Source organism: Conexibacter woesei DSM 14684 (assembly GCF_000025265.1).
In the GTDB taxonomy this organism is placed as follows: Bacteria; Actinomycetota; Thermoleophilia; order Solirubrobacterales; family Solirubrobacteraceae; genus Conexibacter; species Conexibacter woesei.
The window spans coordinates 3777699-3793598 of record NC_013739.1; the positions used below are offsets into that span (position 1 = coordinate 3777699).

The following is a 15900-nucleotide window of genomic DNA, read 5'->3' on the forward strand; positions in this document are numbered from 1 at the left end:
GTGGTCGCCCGCTGCCTACAGCGCCGTCGTGACGGGGCCGCTGCGCTCGCGGTCCTGCTCGTAGGCGGCGAGCGCGTCGCCCTGCTGGAGCGTCAGCGCGATGTCGTCGAGGCCGTTGAGCAGGCGGTGCTTGATGTCCGGGTCGATCTCGAATCCGGCGACGCCGGAGTCCCAGCGGACCTCCTGGCTGGCGAGGTCGACCTGGACCGTGTCAGAGGTGGCGATCGACTCGACCGTGCCGCGGTCGAGCTGGATCGGCAGCAGGCCGATCTTCGTGCAGTTCGATCTGAAGATGTCGGCGAAGCTCTCGGCGATGACGGCCTTGAAGCCGTAGTCCTCCAGCCCCCACGGCGCGTGCTCGCGCGAGGAGCCCGAGCCGAAGTTGCGGCCGGTGACGAGCACCTGCGTTCTCGGCAGGTCCCAGCCGTCCTCCTTCGCCCAGTCGAAGAAGAGGAACTCGCCGAAGCCGGTCCGCTCGACCCGCTTGAGGAACTGCTTGGGCATGATCTGGTCCGTGTCGACGTCGTCGCGCATCAGCACCGACGGTCTCGACGTGATCGTCTCGAACGGTTCCATGCTGATCAGCTCCACGTGCGGATGTCGACGAAACGGCCCTCGATGGCGGCGGCGGCGGCCATCTGGGGAGAGACGAGGTGCGTGCGCCCGCCGCGGCCCTGCCGGCCCTCGAAGTTGCGGTTCGAGGTCGAGGCGCAGCGCTCGCCTGGGCTGAGCGTGTCCGGGTTCATGCCGAGGCACATCGAGCAGCCCGCAACGCGCCAGTCGAAGCCCGCTTCGCGGAAGACCTCGTCGAGGCCCTCCTGCTCGGCCTGCAGCTTGACCTCCTGGGAGCCCGGGACGACCATCGCGTTGACGCTGGCGGCGACCTTCCGGCCCTTGACGACCTCGGCCGCGGCGCGCAGGTCGCCGATCCGCGAGTTCGTGCAGGAGCCGATGAAGACGCGGTCGAGCGTGATCTCCTCGATCGGCGTGCCGGCCTCCAGGCCCATGTAGTGCAGCGCGCGCTCGTGGCCCTCGTGCTTGGGCTGCGGGACGGCGCTCGCGACGTCGGTGACCATGTCCGGCGCGGTGCCCCACGTGACCTGCGGGGCGAGCGCGCTCGCGTCGACGACGACGACCTTGTCGAAGTGGGCGCCCTCGTCGGTTCTGAGCGTCCGCCACTGCTTGACGGCCTCGTCGAACTCGGCGCCCTGCGGTGCGGCCGGACGGCCGCGGACGAACTCGAACGTCTTGTCGTCCGGCGCGATCATGCCCGCGCGGCCGCCGCCCTCGATCGTCATGTTGCAGATCGTCATGCGGCCCTCCATCGAGAGCCCCTCGATCACCGGGCCGGCGAACTCGACGACGTAGCCGGTCGCGCCGTCAGTGCCCATCTGGCCGATCGTGCCGAGGATCAAGTCCTTCGCGGTGACGCCGAAGCCGAGCTCGCCCTCGTACTTGATCAGCATCGACTTCGGCTTCTTCTGCACGAGGCACTGCGTCGCCAGCACGTGCTCGACCTCGCTCGTGCCGATGCCGAACGCGAGCGAGCCGAACGCGCCGTGCGTGGCGGTGTGGGAGTCGCCGCAGACGATCGTCATGCCCGGCTGCGTGACGCCGAGGTTCGGCCCTATCACGTGCACGATGCCCTGGCGCTCGGAGCCGAGCGAGTAGACCGGGACGCCGAACTCCTCGCAGTTGCTCTCCAGCGTCTGCACCTGCACGCGCGACAGCTCGTCCTTGATCAGCCTCGCGACCGGGGTGCCGTCCGTCGGCGTGTTGTGGTCGGCGGTCGCGAGCGTGCGGTCAGGCCGGCGGACGGCGCGGCCGGCGAGGCGGAGCCCGTCGAACGCCTGCGGGCTCGTGACCTCGTGGACGAGGTGCAGGTCCACGTAGATCAGTCCGGGCGCCACCTCATGGGCGGCCCAGATCTTGTCGAACAGGGTCGTGGGCATCGCGGTTGCTCCTTGGCTGGGCGGACTGCTGCTTCTCAGCTGCGTCGGAGTCCGGCGGAGACGACCGCCAGCAGCGACGCCTCCTCGGGACCGGGGTTCTCGAAGTGGTGCGGCAAGTCGGCGTCGAACGTGACCGTGTCCCCCGCGTCGAGCGCGTAGGCGGTCCCGTCGCAGTGCAGCACGACGCGGCCCGACTCGATCAGGGCGGTCTCGCGGCTGCCGGGCTCGTGCACGGGCGGGTCGCCGGGGCCGCCGGTGGCGGTGCCGGGCGTGAGCACGTGGCGCGAGAGCTCGGAGCGCTGGCCGGGCAGCGGCGGCGTCAGCACCTCGTACCTGTGCCCGCCGACGCTCGACGGCCCTCTGCGGCGCTCCTGCACGCGGACGATCGTGACCGCGCCCTCCTCGTCGAGGCGCAGCAGCTGGGAGAGCCGCAGGTCGAGGCCGTGCGCGATCCGCGTGGCGACCTGCAGCGTCGGGCTCGTCTCGCCGCGCTCGACCTGCGAGAGCATCGGCGCGGAGACGCCAGAGCGCTCGGCGAGGTCGCGCAGCGACAGGTCCATCGCCTCGCGCAGGGCGCGGACGCGGGAGCCGATCGCGGCGACGGAGCTGGCGTCGACGGTTGCCATGGTCGTCTGTACGTTATCACGTACAGACGTACTCGCTGCGGGCGGAGGATGGGGCGCCGCCCGTGCCGGCGGCGCCCCGGGCGCTCCTCCCCGCTACTTCACGATGATCGTCTGCCGCATCACGTTCGCGTGATACGTGCAGAGCAGTCTGTACGTGCCCTTCGCCGTCAGCGTTCTCGCGTACGTGATGCCCGCGGTGGCGACCGGCGACGTGAATCTCTTCACGCCCTTCGGCCCCTTCGTGAGCTGCACGTCATGCGGCGCGCTGTTGGCCGAGGACCACTTCCAGACGATCTTCGTCCCCGGTCTGACCGTGAGTCTGGCCGGGGTGAAGCTGTAGTCGATCACGCCGACCGTCTTGCTCTTCGGCTTGGCACCGTGCGCCGGCACGACGAAGACGGCGGCCGCGACCAGCATCGGGACAAGCAGCAGGGCGGAGAGTCGGCGGGTCATCAGGAGGGCTCCTTACTTCTTCTTGCCGGTGTAGTGGACCAGCGGCGTGATGCCCTGGTACGGGGGATGATCGCGCACGACCCAGCCCGCCTCGTGCGTCGGGTCGGAGATCCATCTGATCGCCGTCGCGAACGCCTCGCCGTTGGCCGCGTTGGGGCCGGAGTACGGACACGGCTTGAGTGTCGAGCCGTTGGCCGGGACCGTCTTCTGCACGCCCGTGTTGTCGGAGAAGCAGTTGTTGCGGTTCTCGCCTCTGATCGAGCCGGCGTAGAAGAGGTCGATGTTGTTGAGGTCGGTGCCGTCGCGCCCGAACGCGTTGCCGCGGACGGTCACGTCACGGATCGACGCCTGGTCGGCGTTTCTCAGCTCGATCGCGTCGACTGCGCCGATCCCGACCAGGAAGTGGCCGAAGACGCGGTTGTTCTCGACCGTCGTTCTCTGGCTGCCGTAGAGCAGGATGCCCGAGCCGACCGGGTAGCTGAGGCCCTTCGCGCCCTGGCGGACCTCGAACGGCGCGCCTCTGAAGTAGTTGAAGTTGTTCCAGAAGACGTCGTTGTCGGAGATCACGTTCTGCTCCGGCGGCGGCCACTTCTCGGAGTCGAGCGCGTTCGGCACGATCCCGAGGCCGTTGTTGTACCAGCGCCCTCTCGTGATCGTGGTGTAGCGCATGTTCGTGCCGGAGAAGCCGAGCTGGTTGCCCCACGCCGTCACGTTGCGGACGATCGAGCGGACCGGCTTGGACTGCTTCGGCGTCTGGCCGATGTAGAAGCCGGAGTCGTTGTTGTAGAACGCCTCGGAGTCGGCGATCGTGCCGCCCTTGGAGTTGAACGCGTAGACGCCGTAGGTGCCGCCCCAGCCGGCGACGAGGTTCTGCAGCGTGTAGCCGGTGACGTTGATCGCGAAGAAGCCGTTGCCGAGGTAGTTGCGAGCGTAGAAGCCCTTCACGGTGACGCCATCCGCGGCGTTGATCATGACGGCGTTCTGGCGCTTGGCTCTGCTCAGTCTGCCGAGGTCGAGGATCGTCTTGCGCGGGTTCGACGGCGAGCCGATCAGCTTGATGCCGGCGTGTCTGCCGCCGCTGATCTCGACCGACTCGCGGTAGGTGCCGGCGGGCACGCGGACCGTGTCGCCCGGCAGCGTCTTGTCGACCGCCTGCTGGATCGTGAGCGAGCAGTTCGGCGCCCGTCTGCCTCTTCTGGCCTGCTTGACGGCCTTCGCCTGCTGCTTGGTGCAGACCTTGAACGTCTTGCCACCGCCGGGGCGGGGCTTGACCTTGCCCGGGTCGGTCGGGCCCGGGTAGTCGGCCGCGGTGGCCGCCGCCGGCACGGTGAGCGCGATCGCCAGGGCGGCGACCGCGGCGCGGGTGAGCCGCATGCAGTGCTCCTCTCGTGTTCGGACGCCGGTCATGCCGGGTCCACGATGTACCAGCCGGCCATGCCGGCGTCCTGGTGCGACATGACGTGGCAGTGGTACATCCAGCGGCCGGGGTTGTCCTCGGTGAAGCGCGCGGTGATCGTCTCGAACGGGCCGACCGTCGGTGTGTCGGTGTACGCGCCGCCCTTGCTGTCTCTCCAGCGGTGGCCGTGGATGTGGAACGTGTGGAAGTCGTTGTTGCCGCCGATCACGTGGAACGCGACGTCCTGGCCGACCTTCGCGCGGAACGTCGGCGTGTTGCCGGCGTAGGCGTAGCCGTTCATGCAGTGCAGGACGCGGTTGAGGCCCGTCACCTCCGGCCCGAGCGAGTGGAACCAGACGATCTCCTCGACGTCCGGCGCCTTCGCCCCCTTCTCGCGCACGACGATCGCGCCGAAGAGGCCGCGGAACGTGTTGAGCGTGTGGTTGGGACCATGGTCGTGGTAGGGCCAGACGCCGACGGAGTCGGGCGGGCACTCCCACGTGTAGGTGAACTCCTCGTCGGGCGCGATGAAGCCGCCGACGCGCGTGAACGGACCGAAGTACGAGCCGTCGTAGTCGGGGTTGTATTTGACTCCATGCGGGTGCATCGTGATCGCCTGGCGGAAGTGCTCGTCGGCATTGCGCAGGTGGACGACGATCGTGTCGCCGACCTCCGCGTGGAGCGTCGGCCCGGGCATCGCCGCGGGGCCGATCGGGCGCGCGTAGCCGGGGCTGTAGAGCTGGTAGACGAACGCACGGAAGAGGCGCTTGGACTTCTTCTTCGGGACCGGTGCGTCCATCCACTCGTCGCGGCCGCTCGGCGCCCAGTCCCACATCAGCGAGCGCGCCTGGACCCAGTACTCGCGCACGCGCCCACCGGGCTGCGGCTGCGGCGTCGGGAATCTGTCCTTGTCGCGTGGGTCCAGCGCGATCCGTCTCGGCCGTCTGACCTTCGCCGCCGCCTTGTCGGCCGCGGCGACGGCGCGGACCGTCTCCTTCGGGTCGCTGGCGGTGCTGCCGGACGCGGCCAGCGTGCAGAACAGCGCGCCGGTGCCGCCGAGCGCGAGAAAGCCGCGCCGATCGACGCCGCCGAAACGGCTCGCGGACGGCGCGTCGAGCGACGGGACGTCGAACGCGTCATGCGGCGGCGCGCCCCCGGCGGGGGCGTCGTCTCGCGCGATAGGGACCTCGCGGGACGGCTCCGTCCCGCGCTCTCGCGGCTCTTCTTCCACCTCTGTCCTCCAACTCCGTGCGACCGGGGGCGGCGCGCACGACGTGCCAATTCTTCCTCCATCGCGCGCGACGTGCGAGATCGCATGCGACTGAGAGGCACTCTACGGCAGTAACTGGACAAAAGTCCAGTCTTCATCCCCGGCCGCGCTCTAGGATTGTCGGCGATGGCTTCCTCATCGAAGGTGCGCCGGGCGCGCGGCGAGCGGCGGCGGCGTGAGCTGCTCGAGGCCGCGCTGGTGGTGATCGACGAGCGCGGCGTGCAGGCGACGACCCACCGCGCCGTCGCCGAGGCGGCGGGCGTGCCGCTCGCCACGACGACGTACTACTTCGAGTCGATCGACCATCTGCTGGAGGACGCGCTGCTGCTGTTCGTGACCGAGGAGGCGGCGCGGCTGCAGGCGCTCGCCGAGCAGCTGCGCGGAACGACCGCCCCGGCGTACGAGATCGCCGAGGGCTTCGCGCGCGAGCTCGCCGAGGGCTCGCCGTGGGCGGTCCCACTCAAGCGCGTGCAGTGGGAGCTGTACCTGGAGGCGTCGCGCCGCCCGCGCCTGCGCGATGCCGCGCAGGAGTGCGTCGAGATGTACGTCGCTGTGACCGAGGCGGCGCTGACCGCCGCCGGCGCGCCACGCGCCGCCGAGGGCGCGCGGCTGTTCGTCGCGCTGGCCGACGGCCTCGGCCTGCACGGCAGCTTCGCGGCCGACGCCGACCCCGGCTCCCACGACGAGCTGGCGGCGGCGCTGCTGGAGCTGTTCATCCCGTTCGCGATGGACGCCGACGAACGTGCCGCGTGGGAGCGGCGGCTCGGCGTGCCCGTCGCCGAGCAACCGTGATCGACCGCCCCGACGTGCTCGTGCTGGGCGCCGGGGGCGCGCTCGGCGAGCGCTGGATGCACGGCGTGCTGGCCGGTGTGGAGCATGCGACCGGGATCGCGCTCAGCGCGACGGAGCAGCTCGTCGGCACCTCCGCCGGCGCGATCGTCGCCGCGCACCTGCTCGCCGGCCGGGCGCCGGTCGGGCCGGCGGACGCCGCGTCGCTCGTGAGCGAGCTGGCGGCGGAGGGCGGCGCGGATGCGGGCGCGACTGATGCGGGCGCGGCGAGCGGCGTGCCGGGACGGGCGCGGCGGCTGATCGGGGCGCTGCCGCGCGGCGCGGGCAGGCTGGCGCGTGGGGCCGCAGCGCCGCTCGCGCCCTACGCACTCGCGGCGACGCGGCCGCCGGGCGCGCTGCTGCGTGCGAACGTGCTCGGGCGGATCGATGCGCCGCGTGCGACGCTCGACGAGCTGGGCCGCAGGCTCGCGCGCGACGAGCTGCGCTTCGACGGGCGCCTGCGCGTCGTCTGCGTCGAGCGCGAGAGCGGGCGGCGCGTCGTCTTCGGCGCCCCCGGCGCGCCGCCCGCGACCGTCGCGGAGGCGGTGCAGGCGTCGTGCAGCGTGCCGTGGCTCTACCGCCCGGTGACGATCGGCGAGCACGAGTACGTCGACGGCGGGTTGTGGAGCCCGACGAGCATCGACGTCGCGCCGGCCGCTCGCGAGACGCGCGTCCTCTGCCTCAACCCGACGGGCAGCTCCGGCGGCGACGTGGCACGGGCACCGCGGACGGAGTCCGTGGTCGGTGTGATCCGCACCACGTCCCGCTCCGCCGCCGCGCTCGAGGCGACGACGCTGCGCTCGCGCGGCGCCGAGGTCACTGTCGTCGCACCCGACCGCGCCGCCGCCGCGGCGCTCGCCGGCGGCTGGGTCGGCCAGACCGGCGCCGACCCCGCCGAGCAGGCGGTCGCCGCCGGCTTCCGGCAGGGCGTCGCGCTCGGGCGCGCCGACGGCTGAGCGGTCTCGCCCGGCGGGCGGCGGGTGGCCGGCGGCCAGCGGCGAGCGGCGGCGACACGATGCGCCGGCGCCGCTCGGACCGTCACCGGCTCAGCGCAGAGCGTGCACGAGGCGGACGCTTCTGCCCGTCTCGTCAGTCAGCCGCAAGGTGACAGAGCCGGTGCCACGACGTGATCTGACGGGCACACGGAACACGATGCGGTGCGTTCCGGCCGCAAGCGCAGACCGCTGCCACCTGCGATCAGCGCCGGGCTGCCGGACCAGTGCTCTCAGCGTTCCACGCACATTCGTCTGCACCCGCACGACGAGCTGACCGCCGCGCCGCTTCGCGCCGAGCACCGTCAGCTTCGGGGCGACGACGGGCTTGGTGGACGGCGTCGCCACCGGCAGGTGGGGTCTCTCGGCGGGCGGCGGCGCCGAGGGCTGCGTCCGCAGCTGGACGAGGTTCCACAGCTCGCCCGCTATCCCGCCCTGGCCGGGCTGCACCACATACTGCGCGTTGTACGTGAGCTGCGTGGCGTCCGGGACCCAAGCCGGTACGGAGAGCGACCAGCTGCTCGCGTCGATCTGGGCGACGACGACGGCAGCGGCCGACGCGGCGCCCAGGAGCTTGGCGGTCACTCTCGTCGGCGGCTGACCGAAGCGGAGGACGCCGGAGAACGGGAAGGAGGGCGCCGCGACGTCGGCGCCGCGCGCGTCGGGCGGCGGATCGGCGCACAGCAGCACCCATTCCGTGTTGTTGGTGTTGCAGCCCCAGCCGCCGCTCACGTCATGCGTTCTGCCAGCAGCTTCAAGCGAGACGGTCGGCGAGGGCGGCGGCGGATGCGGCGAGAGAGCGGGGGCTGCCGCCGGCAGCGCGAGCAGCGCGGCGACAGCGCCGAGCAAGCTACGGCGGTGGACGTACTTCATGTTCATCGGCACTCCCCTTGCCCGACCTCGGTCATCTTCGCGCACGACCGTAGCACCTGGCGCATCGGCACTCTCCAGCCCGGGCCGCTGATCTCTGTCGCGTTCTTCCAAGACCGGCGCCGCCGCCCACCCTAGGCTCCGTCCCATGCAGGTCTCCCCCGCTCAGATCGTCGCGTTCCGGATCGCAGCGCATGCGCTCGCGGCGCGCGACGCGACGCCGCTCGGCGCGCTCGCGAGCTGGTCGGTGCAGGACTCCCCGGCCGGCGCCGCCGCGCTCGCGCTCGCCGCCCGCTCCGCGACCGCCGAGCCCGGCTGGCTCGACGCCGCGCTGCACGACGACCGCAGCGCCGTCGCGCTCTACAACCCGCGCACGGCGACCGCGATCGTCGCGGCCGACGACGTCGCGACGTTCGCCGCCGGACTGCTGCCGCCCGACGAGGAGGCGCTGCGGTTGGTGCTCGGCGGCGCGCTCCCGCCGGCCGGCGAGGGGCCGCAGCCCGACGAGGCCGTCCGGATCGCGCTGCCCGCGTTCGAGCAGGCGCTCGACGGCCGCCAACTGAGCCGCGACGACCTCCACGCCGAGCTGCGTGAGCGCCTGCCGGAGGAACTGCTGCCGTGGTGCGAGGGCTGCCAGAGCCACCACGCGCGCCGCGGGCTGCTCGTCGCCGCCGGCCTCCACGGCCGCCTCTGCATCGCCGGCCGGGCCGGTCGCCAGCCGTTGTTCGCCCGCACCGACCAGTGGATCGGCGAGCAGGCGACGCCGCCCGCTGCCGCGCGGGACCGCCACGCGGCCGCGGCGGAGGTCGTCCGGCGCCATCTGCGCGGCAGCGGACCGTCGACGCCGGCGTTGTTCGCCGGCTGGGCCGGGATCGCGCCACAGCAGGCGCAGCGTGCGTGGGCGCTGGTCGAGACCGAGCTGGCAGAGGTCGCGATCGAGCGCCCGGACGGCGGCGCCGGCCGCGCCTGGCTGCTCGCCGGCGACGCGCCCGCGCTCGCGGCAGCGGAGCCCGCCCGCGGCACGATCCTGCTCGCGGCCGGCGATCCGCTGCTGCTGGCGCGCGACCGCGAGCTGCTGCTGCCCGACGCCGCGACCCGCAAGCGCGCGTGGCCCGCGATCAACCCGCCCGGCCTGCTGCTGCACGACGGCGCGACCGTCGCGCTGTGGCGCGGGCGCAAGCGCGGCAGAGTGCTCGCGGTCGAGCTGGAGCCGCTCGGACGGCCGCTCTCCAAGCGCGCGCTGACCGCCGTCGAGCGCGCCGCGAAGCGCCTTGCGCCGCATCGCGGCTGCACGTCGGCGACGGTCCAGCTGGCCGCCTGACGCAGCGCGGGTTCCAGCGCGGCGCCGCCCCGTCGCCGCTCCGGCCGTCCGCCGGGCGCCATGGGCACGGGCGGACGGGCGGCAGGCGGCTGCCGCTACGGAGTCGTGACGCGCGAGGCGGCGGCCGTCGCCGCCTCGGCCTCGGTCGCGACCGAGCGCCGCCGGACCGCGTTGGAGAGCGCGCGCACGTAGGCGCGGCCGGCCGCCTCGATGATGTCGGTCGAGACACCTTGGCCGGCGCCGGAGACACCGTCGACCTCGAGCACGACGGAGGTCTCTCCGAGCGCGTCCTGGCCGCTGGTGACCGCGTCGATGCGGAAGTCGCGCAGCTTCGCCTCGACGGAGGTCGCGGCGTTGATCGCGTGGAAGACCGCGTCGATCGGACCGTCGCCGGTGAACGAGCCGGTCGCCTCGCTGCCGTCGGGCAGCGTCACGCCGACTCTCGCGTGCGGCGGCCGTCTCGACGACGCCTCGACCTCGAACCACTCCAGCGCGTAGGCCGGGATCTCCTCGCGCAGCTCGTCGGTCACGAGCGCCTCGAGGTCCATCGCGGTGACCTGCTTCTTCTTGTCCGCGATCTCCTTGAAGCGCTTGAAGGCGGTGTTGAGCGTCGCCCCGTCGACGACGATCCCCAGCTGTGCGAGCGCGTCTCTCAGCGCGTGGCGGCCGGAGTGCTTGCCGAGCACGAGCGAGTTGGAGTCGAGGCCGATCGAGGTCGCGTCCATGATCTCGAACGTCTCGCGGTTCTTCAGCACGCCGTCCTGGTGGATGCCGGACTCGTGCGCGAACGCGTTGCGGCCGACGATCGCCTTGTTCGGCTGGACGGCGTAGCCGGTCATCCGCGAGACGAGCCGGCTCGCGCGGGCGATCTCTTGCGACACCGCGTTCGTGTCGAGGCCGATGTCCGCCTGCCGCGTGCGCAGCAGCATCACGATCTCCTCCAGCGACGCGTTGCCCGCGCGCTCGCCGAGCCCGTTGATCGCGCACTCGACCTGGCGCGCGCCGGCCAGCACGCCGGCGAACGAGTTCGCGACCGCGAGGCCGAGGTCGTCGTGGCAGTGGACCGACAGCACGACGTCTCTCAGCCCCGGCGCCAGCTCGTAGAGGCGGCCGAGGAAGGCCGTGTACTCGTGCGGCATCGTGTACCCGACGGTGTCGGGGATGTTGATCGTCGTGGCGCCCTCGTCGATCGCGATCTGCACGACCTCCGCGGTGAACTCGACGTCGGAGCGGGTCGCGTCCATCGGCGAGAACTCGACGTCGTCGACGTACTGCTTGGCGTGCGCGACGCCGGCGCGCGTCAGCCCGATCACGTCCTCGCGCGTCGACCGCATCTGGTGCTCGATGTGGATGTCGGAGGTGGAGACGAACGTGTGGATCCGAGGTCGCGACGCGTCTCTCAGCGCGTTCCATGCGGCGTCGATGTCGCCGACGTGGATCCGCGCCAGCCCGGCGATCACGGGACCTTCGACCTGGCGGGCGATCGTCTCGACGGCCTCGAAGTCGCCCGGCGAGGCGATCGGGAAGCCGGCCTCGACGATGTCGACGCCGAGGCGCGCGAGCTGCTGTGCGATCTCCAGCTTCTCGCTCGTGTTGAGCGAGATCCCCGGCGACTGCTCGCCGTCGCGCAGCGTCGTGTCGAAGATCAGTACTTGGTTGGGGTCCTGCTCTGCGGGAGTCATGTCGTGCTCGTCCTTATCGGCTCGGAACTTCGCTTCTTCTCAGATGGGTTTGCGGCTTGCAGCGGCCGCCACGCACTATTCCCCCCGAGGGGGGAGGAGAAGAAGTCGAAGGTCGAGCAGGCGCGACATGGACGAGCGATCCTACCAGGGGTCCATGTCGCGCGGAGTCGCGTCTAGCCGATCAGCGAGCAGCCGCCGCACGAGCGGCCACCTCTGGAGATGCGCAGCGTCCGCGTGACCGACGGCGCCTCCCACAGGTTTATCGCGCTCGGCACGACGTCGACGCGGATCTTCCAGCGCCCCGGAGCGTCTATCCCGGCGGCGCGGAAGCTGCCGTCTCTGCCGATCGCGGCCGGCCGCTCGCTGAGCTGGTAGACCGCGCCGCTGCGCCCCGGCACGCTGCGCCGCAACACGACCGAGCCGCCTCCCCACTCGCGCGTGATCGACAGCGGCGCGACCTTTCCGGTCACGAGGATGCGCCCTCTGGGCTGAGCGACGAATCTGCCGATCGTGACCTTCGGCGTGCCCCGGCCCGGCTGCACGGGCGCGGAGCCGGCGACGCCGCTCGCCCCCGCGGCGTCGGTCGCGGTCACCTGGCACGCCAGCGGATAGCTGACGTAGTACGGATCGTCGATCGCGAACGTCTGGCCGCTGCCGCGCGAGCTGCCGTTGACGATCCAGTCGTATCTGAACGACGCCGGGTCGCCGCTCCACTGACCCGGCTCGCAGCGAACGGCCTCACCGAATCTGACCGCCCCGCCGATCGTCGGCGGCTGCGTCGCGGCCGGGGCGGCGAGCGCCGCCGCGGGCGCCGCGGCGAGCACGAGCGCCGCGAGCAGGCCTGGCGCGAACGGACTTCTGATCTTGGTTCCCATCGGCCGAACGATGCCAGCGGGCAGAGCCCGCCGACACGCCAGAAGTGGGTACGTGCGCTACAGGTTGACGGCGCGCCCCGCGACGAAGCTCTCGCCGGCGACGATCTCTTCGATCACGGCGGCGGGGACGGGCGCGTCGGTCGTGACCGCCATGACGGCGTTGCCGCCGGCCGTGGGGCCGTCATCGCCGGGCTCGCGGCCGACGGCGGCGGAGACAATGTTGATCCCCTTCTCGCCGAAGACCGAGCCGACGCGGCCGATCATGCCGGGCACGTCGCGGTAGCAGAACAACGCGAGGTGCGACTCGAGCTGGAGGTCGAAGCGCTGGCCCCACACCTCGAGCAGGTGCGGGCGGTTGCGGCGGCCGACGTTCGTCCCGACGACGCGCTCGCGCGACTCGCCGCTGACGATCGTGACGCGCACGAGGTCGGTGAAGTCGCGCGAGGTCGCCTTCTTCGTCTCGACGACCTCGATCCCGCGCTCCTCCGCGATGCTCGGCGCGTTGACCTGGTTGACGTCCTCCTCGGTGTGCCCGGTCAGCACGCCCTGCAGGACCGCGACCGACAGCAGGCGCGTGTCACGCTCGCCGATGCGGCCGAAGAACTCCAGCTCCAGCCGGTCGATCGAGGAGCCGTCCGCGAGCGAGACGGCGAGCTTGCCGAGCACCTGGCAGAGCGGCACGAACGGCCCGAGAACCTCCATGTCCTCCGCGGCGATCGCGGGGATGTTGACCGCGGTCGTGACGGTACCACCGGTCAGCGCCGCGATCACCTGCTCCGCCGTCTGGACGCCGGCGCGGTCCTGCGCCTCCGCGGTGGAGGCGCCGAGGTGCGGGGTGACGACGACGTTGGCGTAGCCGTCGAACAGCGGGTAGTCGGTGATCGGCTCGCTGGGGAAGACGTCGAGCGCGGCGCCCGCGACCTTGCCGGAGTCGAGCGCGTCCTTCAGCGCCGCGTCGTCGACCAGCTCGCCGCGCGCGCAGTTGACGATCCGCACGCCGTCCTTCATCTGCGCGAACGCCTCGGCGTTCAGCCAGCCCTGCGTCTCCGGCGTCACCGGCAGGTGGATCGTGATGAAGTCGGCGACCTTGTAGACGTCCGCGGAGGTGTCGGCCTTCTCGACCCCGAGGTCGCGGTAGCGCTCGGCGCCGACGAACGGGTCGAACGCGACGACCTTCATGCCGAAGCCCTTCGCGCGCTCGGCGACGAGCTGCCCGATGCGGCCGAAGCCGACGACTCCGAGCGTCTTCTCGTAGACCTCGACGCCGCCGAACTTCGAGCGCTCCCATCTGTGGTCCGTCAGCGATCTGTGCGCCTGCGGCACGTTGCGCGCGAGCGACAGCAGCAGCGCCATCGTGTGCTCGGCGGCGGTCACGACGTTCGACTGCGGCGCGTTGGCGACGACGATGCCGCGTCTGGTCGCGGCCGGCACGTCGACGTTGTTGACGCCGACGCCGGCGCGGCCGATCACGCGCAGGTTCGTCCCGAGCGCGATGTACTCCTCCGTCAGCTTCGTCGCCGAGCGGATCAGGATCCCGTGGTACTCGGGCAGGCGGCTGCGGAACTCCTCGTCGGACCAGTCGGCGCCGAGGTCCACGTCGAAGTGCTCGCGCAGGAGGTCGACGCCGCTGTCGGCGAGCTTCTCCTTCACGAGGATCTTCAATCTGTTCGTCTCAGCGGTCATTTCCATCTCGATCGTCGTCGTCGGCGGCGCGGGAAGACTAGCGTCTCGGCCCTGTGACCCGTTCTGCGCGGAGGCATCTGGAATGAACAGCAGCACGCATGGCGACCACCTCGTGAAGCTGACCCAGTTCGGGTTGGTGAACGTCTACCTCGTGCGCGAGGACGACGGGCTGACGCTCGTCGACACCGGCGCGAGCGGCGCGGCGAAGGGGATCCTCGCGGGGGCGCAGGCGCTCGGCCAGCCGATCGCCCGGATCGTGCTGACGCACGGCCACGACGACCACGCCGGCTCGCTCGACAAGCTGCACGCGGCACTGCCGGACGTGCCGGTGCTGGTGAGCGCGCGTGAGGCGAGACTGATGGACGGCGACACGACGCCGGAGCCGGGCGAGCCGCCGATGGGCGGCGGGCCGGTCCGCAGACGCGCGACGCGCCCGACCGACGTGCTGAGCGCCGGCGACCGCGTCGGCTCGCTGGAGGTGCTCGCGGCGCCGGGCCACACGCCCGGGCAGATCGCGCTGCTCGACACGCGCGACCGCACGCTGATCGCCGGCGACGCGTGGGTCACGCTCGGCGGGATGCAGGCGACGGGGAAGCCGAAGTGGCCGTTCCCCTTCCCCACGTTCTTCAGCTGGCACCGCCCGACGGCGCTTGCAACCGCACGGACGCTGCGCGGCCTGGACCCGTCACGCCTCGCGGTCGGCCACGGGCCGGTCGTCGAAGCGCCGGGGGCGGCGATGGAGCAGGCGCTCGCGAAGGCCGGGGCCTAGGCGAGCGCCAAAGACGCGCGCTCTGGCGAGCGGATCGGCGTGCCTGGCGAGGACGCAGGGAGCGTAGTGGGCGCCAGCCCATGAGCGACCGAGGACAAAGCCAGGCGCGCCGAGGCGCCGCCAGAGTGTGCGGCTTACTCGTGGAAGTCGGTGTCGATCCAGGACATCTGCGCGCGCAGGTCCTTGCCGACGACCTCGACCTTGTGACCCGCCTGCTCCTTGCGCATGCGGTTGAAGTTCTCCTGGCCGGCGCGGTTCTCGGCGATCCACTCGCGCGCGAACTCGCCGGACTGGATCTCCCCGAGGATGTCTCTCATCGCCTGCCGCGTCTCGGCGCCGATGATCCGTCTGCCGCGCGTGATGTCGCCGTACTCGGCCGTGTTCGAGATCGAGTACCGCATGCCCGCGATGCCCTTCTCGTACATCAGGTCGACGATCAGCTTCAGCTCGTGCAGCACTTCGAAGTACGCCAGGCGCGGGTCGTAGCCGGCCTCGACGAGCGTGTCGTAGCCGGCGCGGACCAGCTCGGAGGTGCCGCCGCAGAGGACGGCCTGCTCGCCGAACAGGTCGGTCTCGGTCTCGTCCTTGAACGTCGTCTCGATGACGCCGCCGCGGGTGCAGCCGATGCCCTTCGCGTACGCCAGCGCGATGTCTCTGGCGTTGCCCGTCGCGTCCTGGTGGATCGCGATCAGGCCGGGGACGCCGCTGCCCTCGGTGTACTGGCGGCGCACGAGGTGGCCCGGGCCCTTCGGCGCGACGAGCGCGACGTCGACGTCGGCCGGCGGCTCGATCTCGCCGTAGTGGATCGAGAAGCCGTGGCCGAACAACAGCATGTTGCCGCTGGCGACGCCGTCCTTGACGTCGTTCCAGACGTCGCGGTGCAGCTCGTCGGGGACGAGCAGCATGATCACGTCGCCGCGGCTGGCGGCGTCGACCGGGGCGACGACCTCGAGGCCGTTGGCCTCGGCCTTGGCGACGCTCGACGAGCCGGGACGAAGGCCTACGACGACCTGGACGCCGGAGTCCTTGAGGTTGAGCGAGTGAGCGTGGCCCTGGGAGCCGTAGCCGATGATCGCGACGGTCTTGCCGTCGAGAAATCTGAGATCAGCGTCGTCGTCGTAGAACATGACGCGGCAGGGTAGCGGAACGCCGCTAATGAACGGTTTTCGGAGCGTTTGCCATT

At 71.6% G+C, this 15900-nt stretch carries 15 protein-coding genes; 4 read left to right on the forward strand and 11 right to left on the reverse strand.

Going from position 1 to position 15900, the window contains the following annotated elements; genetic code table 11:
- Positions 1–15: 15 nt before the first annotated feature.
- The 6 genes from leuD to CWOE_RS17770 form a co-directional block, all read right to left on the reverse strand.
- Positions 16–576 (reverse strand): 3-isopropylmalate dehydratase small subunit, encoded by a 561-nt coding sequence (gene leuD, locus CWOE_RS17745; protein ID WP_012935018.1) that lies wholly within the window; start codon positions 574–576, stop codon positions 16–18.
- 5 nt (positions 577–581) lie between these two features.
- Positions 582–1952 (reverse strand): 3-isopropylmalate dehydratase large subunit, encoded by a 1371-nt coding sequence (gene leuC, locus CWOE_RS17750; RefSeq protein ID WP_012935019.1) that lies wholly within the window; start codon positions 1950–1952, stop codon positions 582–584.
- Between the two features lie 35 nt (positions 1953–1987).
- Complete coding sequence (locus CWOE_RS34415) at positions 1988–2578, reverse strand: helix-turn-helix domain-containing protein (RefSeq protein ID WP_012935020.1); 591 nt, start codon at positions 2576–2578, stop codon at positions 1988–1990.
- A 93-nt stretch (positions 2579–2671) separates the two neighbouring features.
- Complete coding sequence (locus tag CWOE_RS17760) at positions 2672–3031, reverse strand: cupredoxin domain-containing protein (RefSeq protein ID WP_012935021.1); 360 nt, start codon at positions 3029–3031, stop codon at positions 2672–2674.
- 12 nt (positions 3032–3043) lie between these two features.
- Complete coding sequence (locus tag CWOE_RS17765) at positions 3044–4405, reverse strand: right-handed parallel beta-helix repeat-containing protein (protein ID WP_012935022.1); 1362 nt, start codon at positions 4403–4405, stop codon at positions 3044–3046.
- A 29-nt stretch (positions 4406–4434) separates the two neighbouring features.
- Entirely contained in the window at positions 4435–5658 is a 1224-nt protein-coding gene (locus CWOE_RS17770; RefSeq protein WP_012935023.1) for a multicopper oxidase domain-containing protein, read from the reverse strand.
- 165 nt (positions 5659–5823) lie between these two features.
- Here CWOE_RS17770 and CWOE_RS30935 point away from each other — a divergent pair, with 165 nt between their 5' ends.
- Positions 5824–6489 (forward strand): TetR/AcrR family transcriptional regulator, encoded by a 666-nt coding sequence (locus CWOE_RS30935; protein WP_012935024.1) that lies wholly within the window; start codon positions 5824–5826, stop codon positions 6487–6489.
- Complete coding sequence (locus tag CWOE_RS17780) at positions 6486–7481, forward strand: patatin-like phospholipase family protein (protein WP_012935025.1); 996 nt, start codon at positions 6486–6488, stop codon at positions 7479–7481. The genes CWOE_RS30935 and CWOE_RS17780 overlap by 4 nt, the downstream gene beginning before the upstream one ends.
- 90 nt (positions 7482–7571) lie before the next feature.
- On the opposite strand, the gene CWOE_RS17785 is transcribed toward CWOE_RS17780, so the two are convergent.
- A complete protein-coding gene (locus tag CWOE_RS17785) occupies positions 7572–8396 on the reverse strand; it encodes a hypothetical protein (protein ID WP_012935026.1) in 825 nt (274 codons plus the stop codon).
- Between the two features lie 139 nt (positions 8397–8535).
- Here CWOE_RS17785 and CWOE_RS30940 point away from each other — a divergent pair, with 139 nt between their 5' ends.
- On the forward strand, positions 8536–9708 hold the full coding sequence (locus CWOE_RS30940) for a DNA glycosylase AlkZ-like family protein (RefSeq protein ID WP_012935027.1): 1173 nt from the start codon (positions 8536–8538) through the stop codon (positions 9706–9708).
- Between the two features lie 95 nt (positions 9709–9803).
- Here CWOE_RS30940 and CWOE_RS17795 read toward each other — a convergent pair whose 3' ends face one another.
- From CWOE_RS17795 to serA, 3 genes are all read right to left on the reverse strand, one after another.
- Positions 9804–11390 carry a 2-isopropylmalate synthase gene (locus CWOE_RS17795; RefSeq protein WP_012935028.1) on the reverse strand — a complete coding sequence of 529 codons (1587 nt, stop codon included), beginning with the start codon at positions 11388–11390 and terminating at the stop codon, positions 9804–9806.
- A 173-nt stretch (positions 11391–11563) separates the two neighbouring features.
- Complete coding sequence (locus tag CWOE_RS17800) at positions 11564–12265, reverse strand: hypothetical protein (protein WP_012935029.1); 702 nt, start codon at positions 12263–12265, stop codon at positions 11564–11566.
- Between the two features lie 57 nt (positions 12266–12322).
- Positions 12323–13948 (reverse strand): phosphoglycerate dehydrogenase, encoded by a 1626-nt coding sequence (gene serA / locus CWOE_RS17805; RefSeq protein ID WP_012935030.1) that lies wholly within the window; start codon positions 13946–13948, stop codon positions 12323–12325.
- Positions 13949–14030: 82 nt separating this feature from the next.
- Between serA and CWOE_RS17810 the strand changes: the two genes are divergently transcribed.
- Positions 14031–14717: an MBL fold metallo-hydrolase gene (locus CWOE_RS17810; protein ID WP_012935031.1), complete on the forward strand. Its 687-nt coding sequence runs from the start codon at positions 14031–14033 to the stop codon at positions 14715–14717.
- Positions 14718–14851: 134 nt separating this feature from the next.
- On the opposite strand, the gene ilvC is transcribed toward CWOE_RS17810, so the two are convergent.
- The gene (ilvC, locus tag CWOE_RS17815) at positions 14852–15844 is read right to left on the reverse strand and encodes a ketol-acid reductoisomerase (protein WP_012935032.1); all 993 of its coding nucleotides are present in this window, start codon (positions 15842–15844) and stop codon (positions 14852–14854) included.
- Positions 15845–15900 lie beyond the last annotated feature (56 nt).

Excerpts from the sequence above, each read along its gene's own strand:
- leuD (WP_012935018.1), bottom strand. The coding sequence starts at position 576 with ATGGAACCGTTCGAGACGATCACGTCGAGACCGTCGGTGCTGATGCGC.
- leuC (WP_012935019.1), bottom strand. The coding sequence starts at position 1,952 with ATGCCCACGACCCTGTTCGACAAGATCTGGGCCGCCCATGAGGTGGCG.
- CWOE_RS34415 (WP_012935020.1), bottom strand. The coding sequence starts at position 2,578 with ATGGCAACCGTCGACGCCAGCTCCGTCGCCGCGATCGGCTCCCGCGTC.
- CWOE_RS17760 (WP_012935021.1), bottom strand. The coding sequence starts at position 3,031 with ATGACCCGCCGACTCTCCGCCCTGCTGCTTGTCCCGATGCTGGTCGCG.
- CWOE_RS17765 (WP_012935022.1), bottom strand. The coding sequence starts at position 4,405 with ATGCGGCTCACCCGCGCCGCGGTCGCCGCCCTGGCGATCGCGCTCACC.
- CWOE_RS30935 (WP_012935024.1), top strand. The coding sequence starts at position 5,824 with ATGGCTTCCTCATCGAAGGTGCGCCGGGCGCGCGGCGAGCGGCGGCGG.
- CWOE_RS17785 (WP_012935026.1), bottom strand. The coding sequence starts at position 8,396 with ATGAACATGAAGTACGTCCACCGCCGTAGCTTGCTCGGCGCTGTCGCC.
- CWOE_RS30940 (WP_012935027.1), top strand. The coding sequence starts at position 8,536 with ATGCAGGTCTCCCCCGCTCAGATCGTCGCGTTCCGGATCGCAGCGCAT.
- CWOE_RS17795 (WP_012935028.1), bottom strand. The coding sequence starts at position 11,390 with ATGACTCCCGCAGAGCAGGACCCCAACCAAGTACTGATCTTCGACACG.
- CWOE_RS17800 (WP_012935029.1), bottom strand. The coding sequence starts at position 12,265 with ATGGGAACCAAGATCAGAAGTCCGTTCGCGCCAGGCCTGCTCGCGGCG.
- serA (WP_012935030.1), bottom strand. The coding sequence starts at position 13,948 with ATGACCGCTGAGACGAACAGATTGAAGATCCTCGTGAAGGAGAAGCTC.
- CWOE_RS17810 (WP_012935031.1), top strand. The coding sequence starts at position 14,031 with ATGAACAGCAGCACGCATGGCGACCACCTCGTGAAGCTGACCCAGTTC.
- ilvC (WP_012935032.1), bottom strand. The coding sequence starts at position 15,844 with ATGTTCTACGACGACGACGCTGATCTCAGATTTCTCGACGGCAAGACC.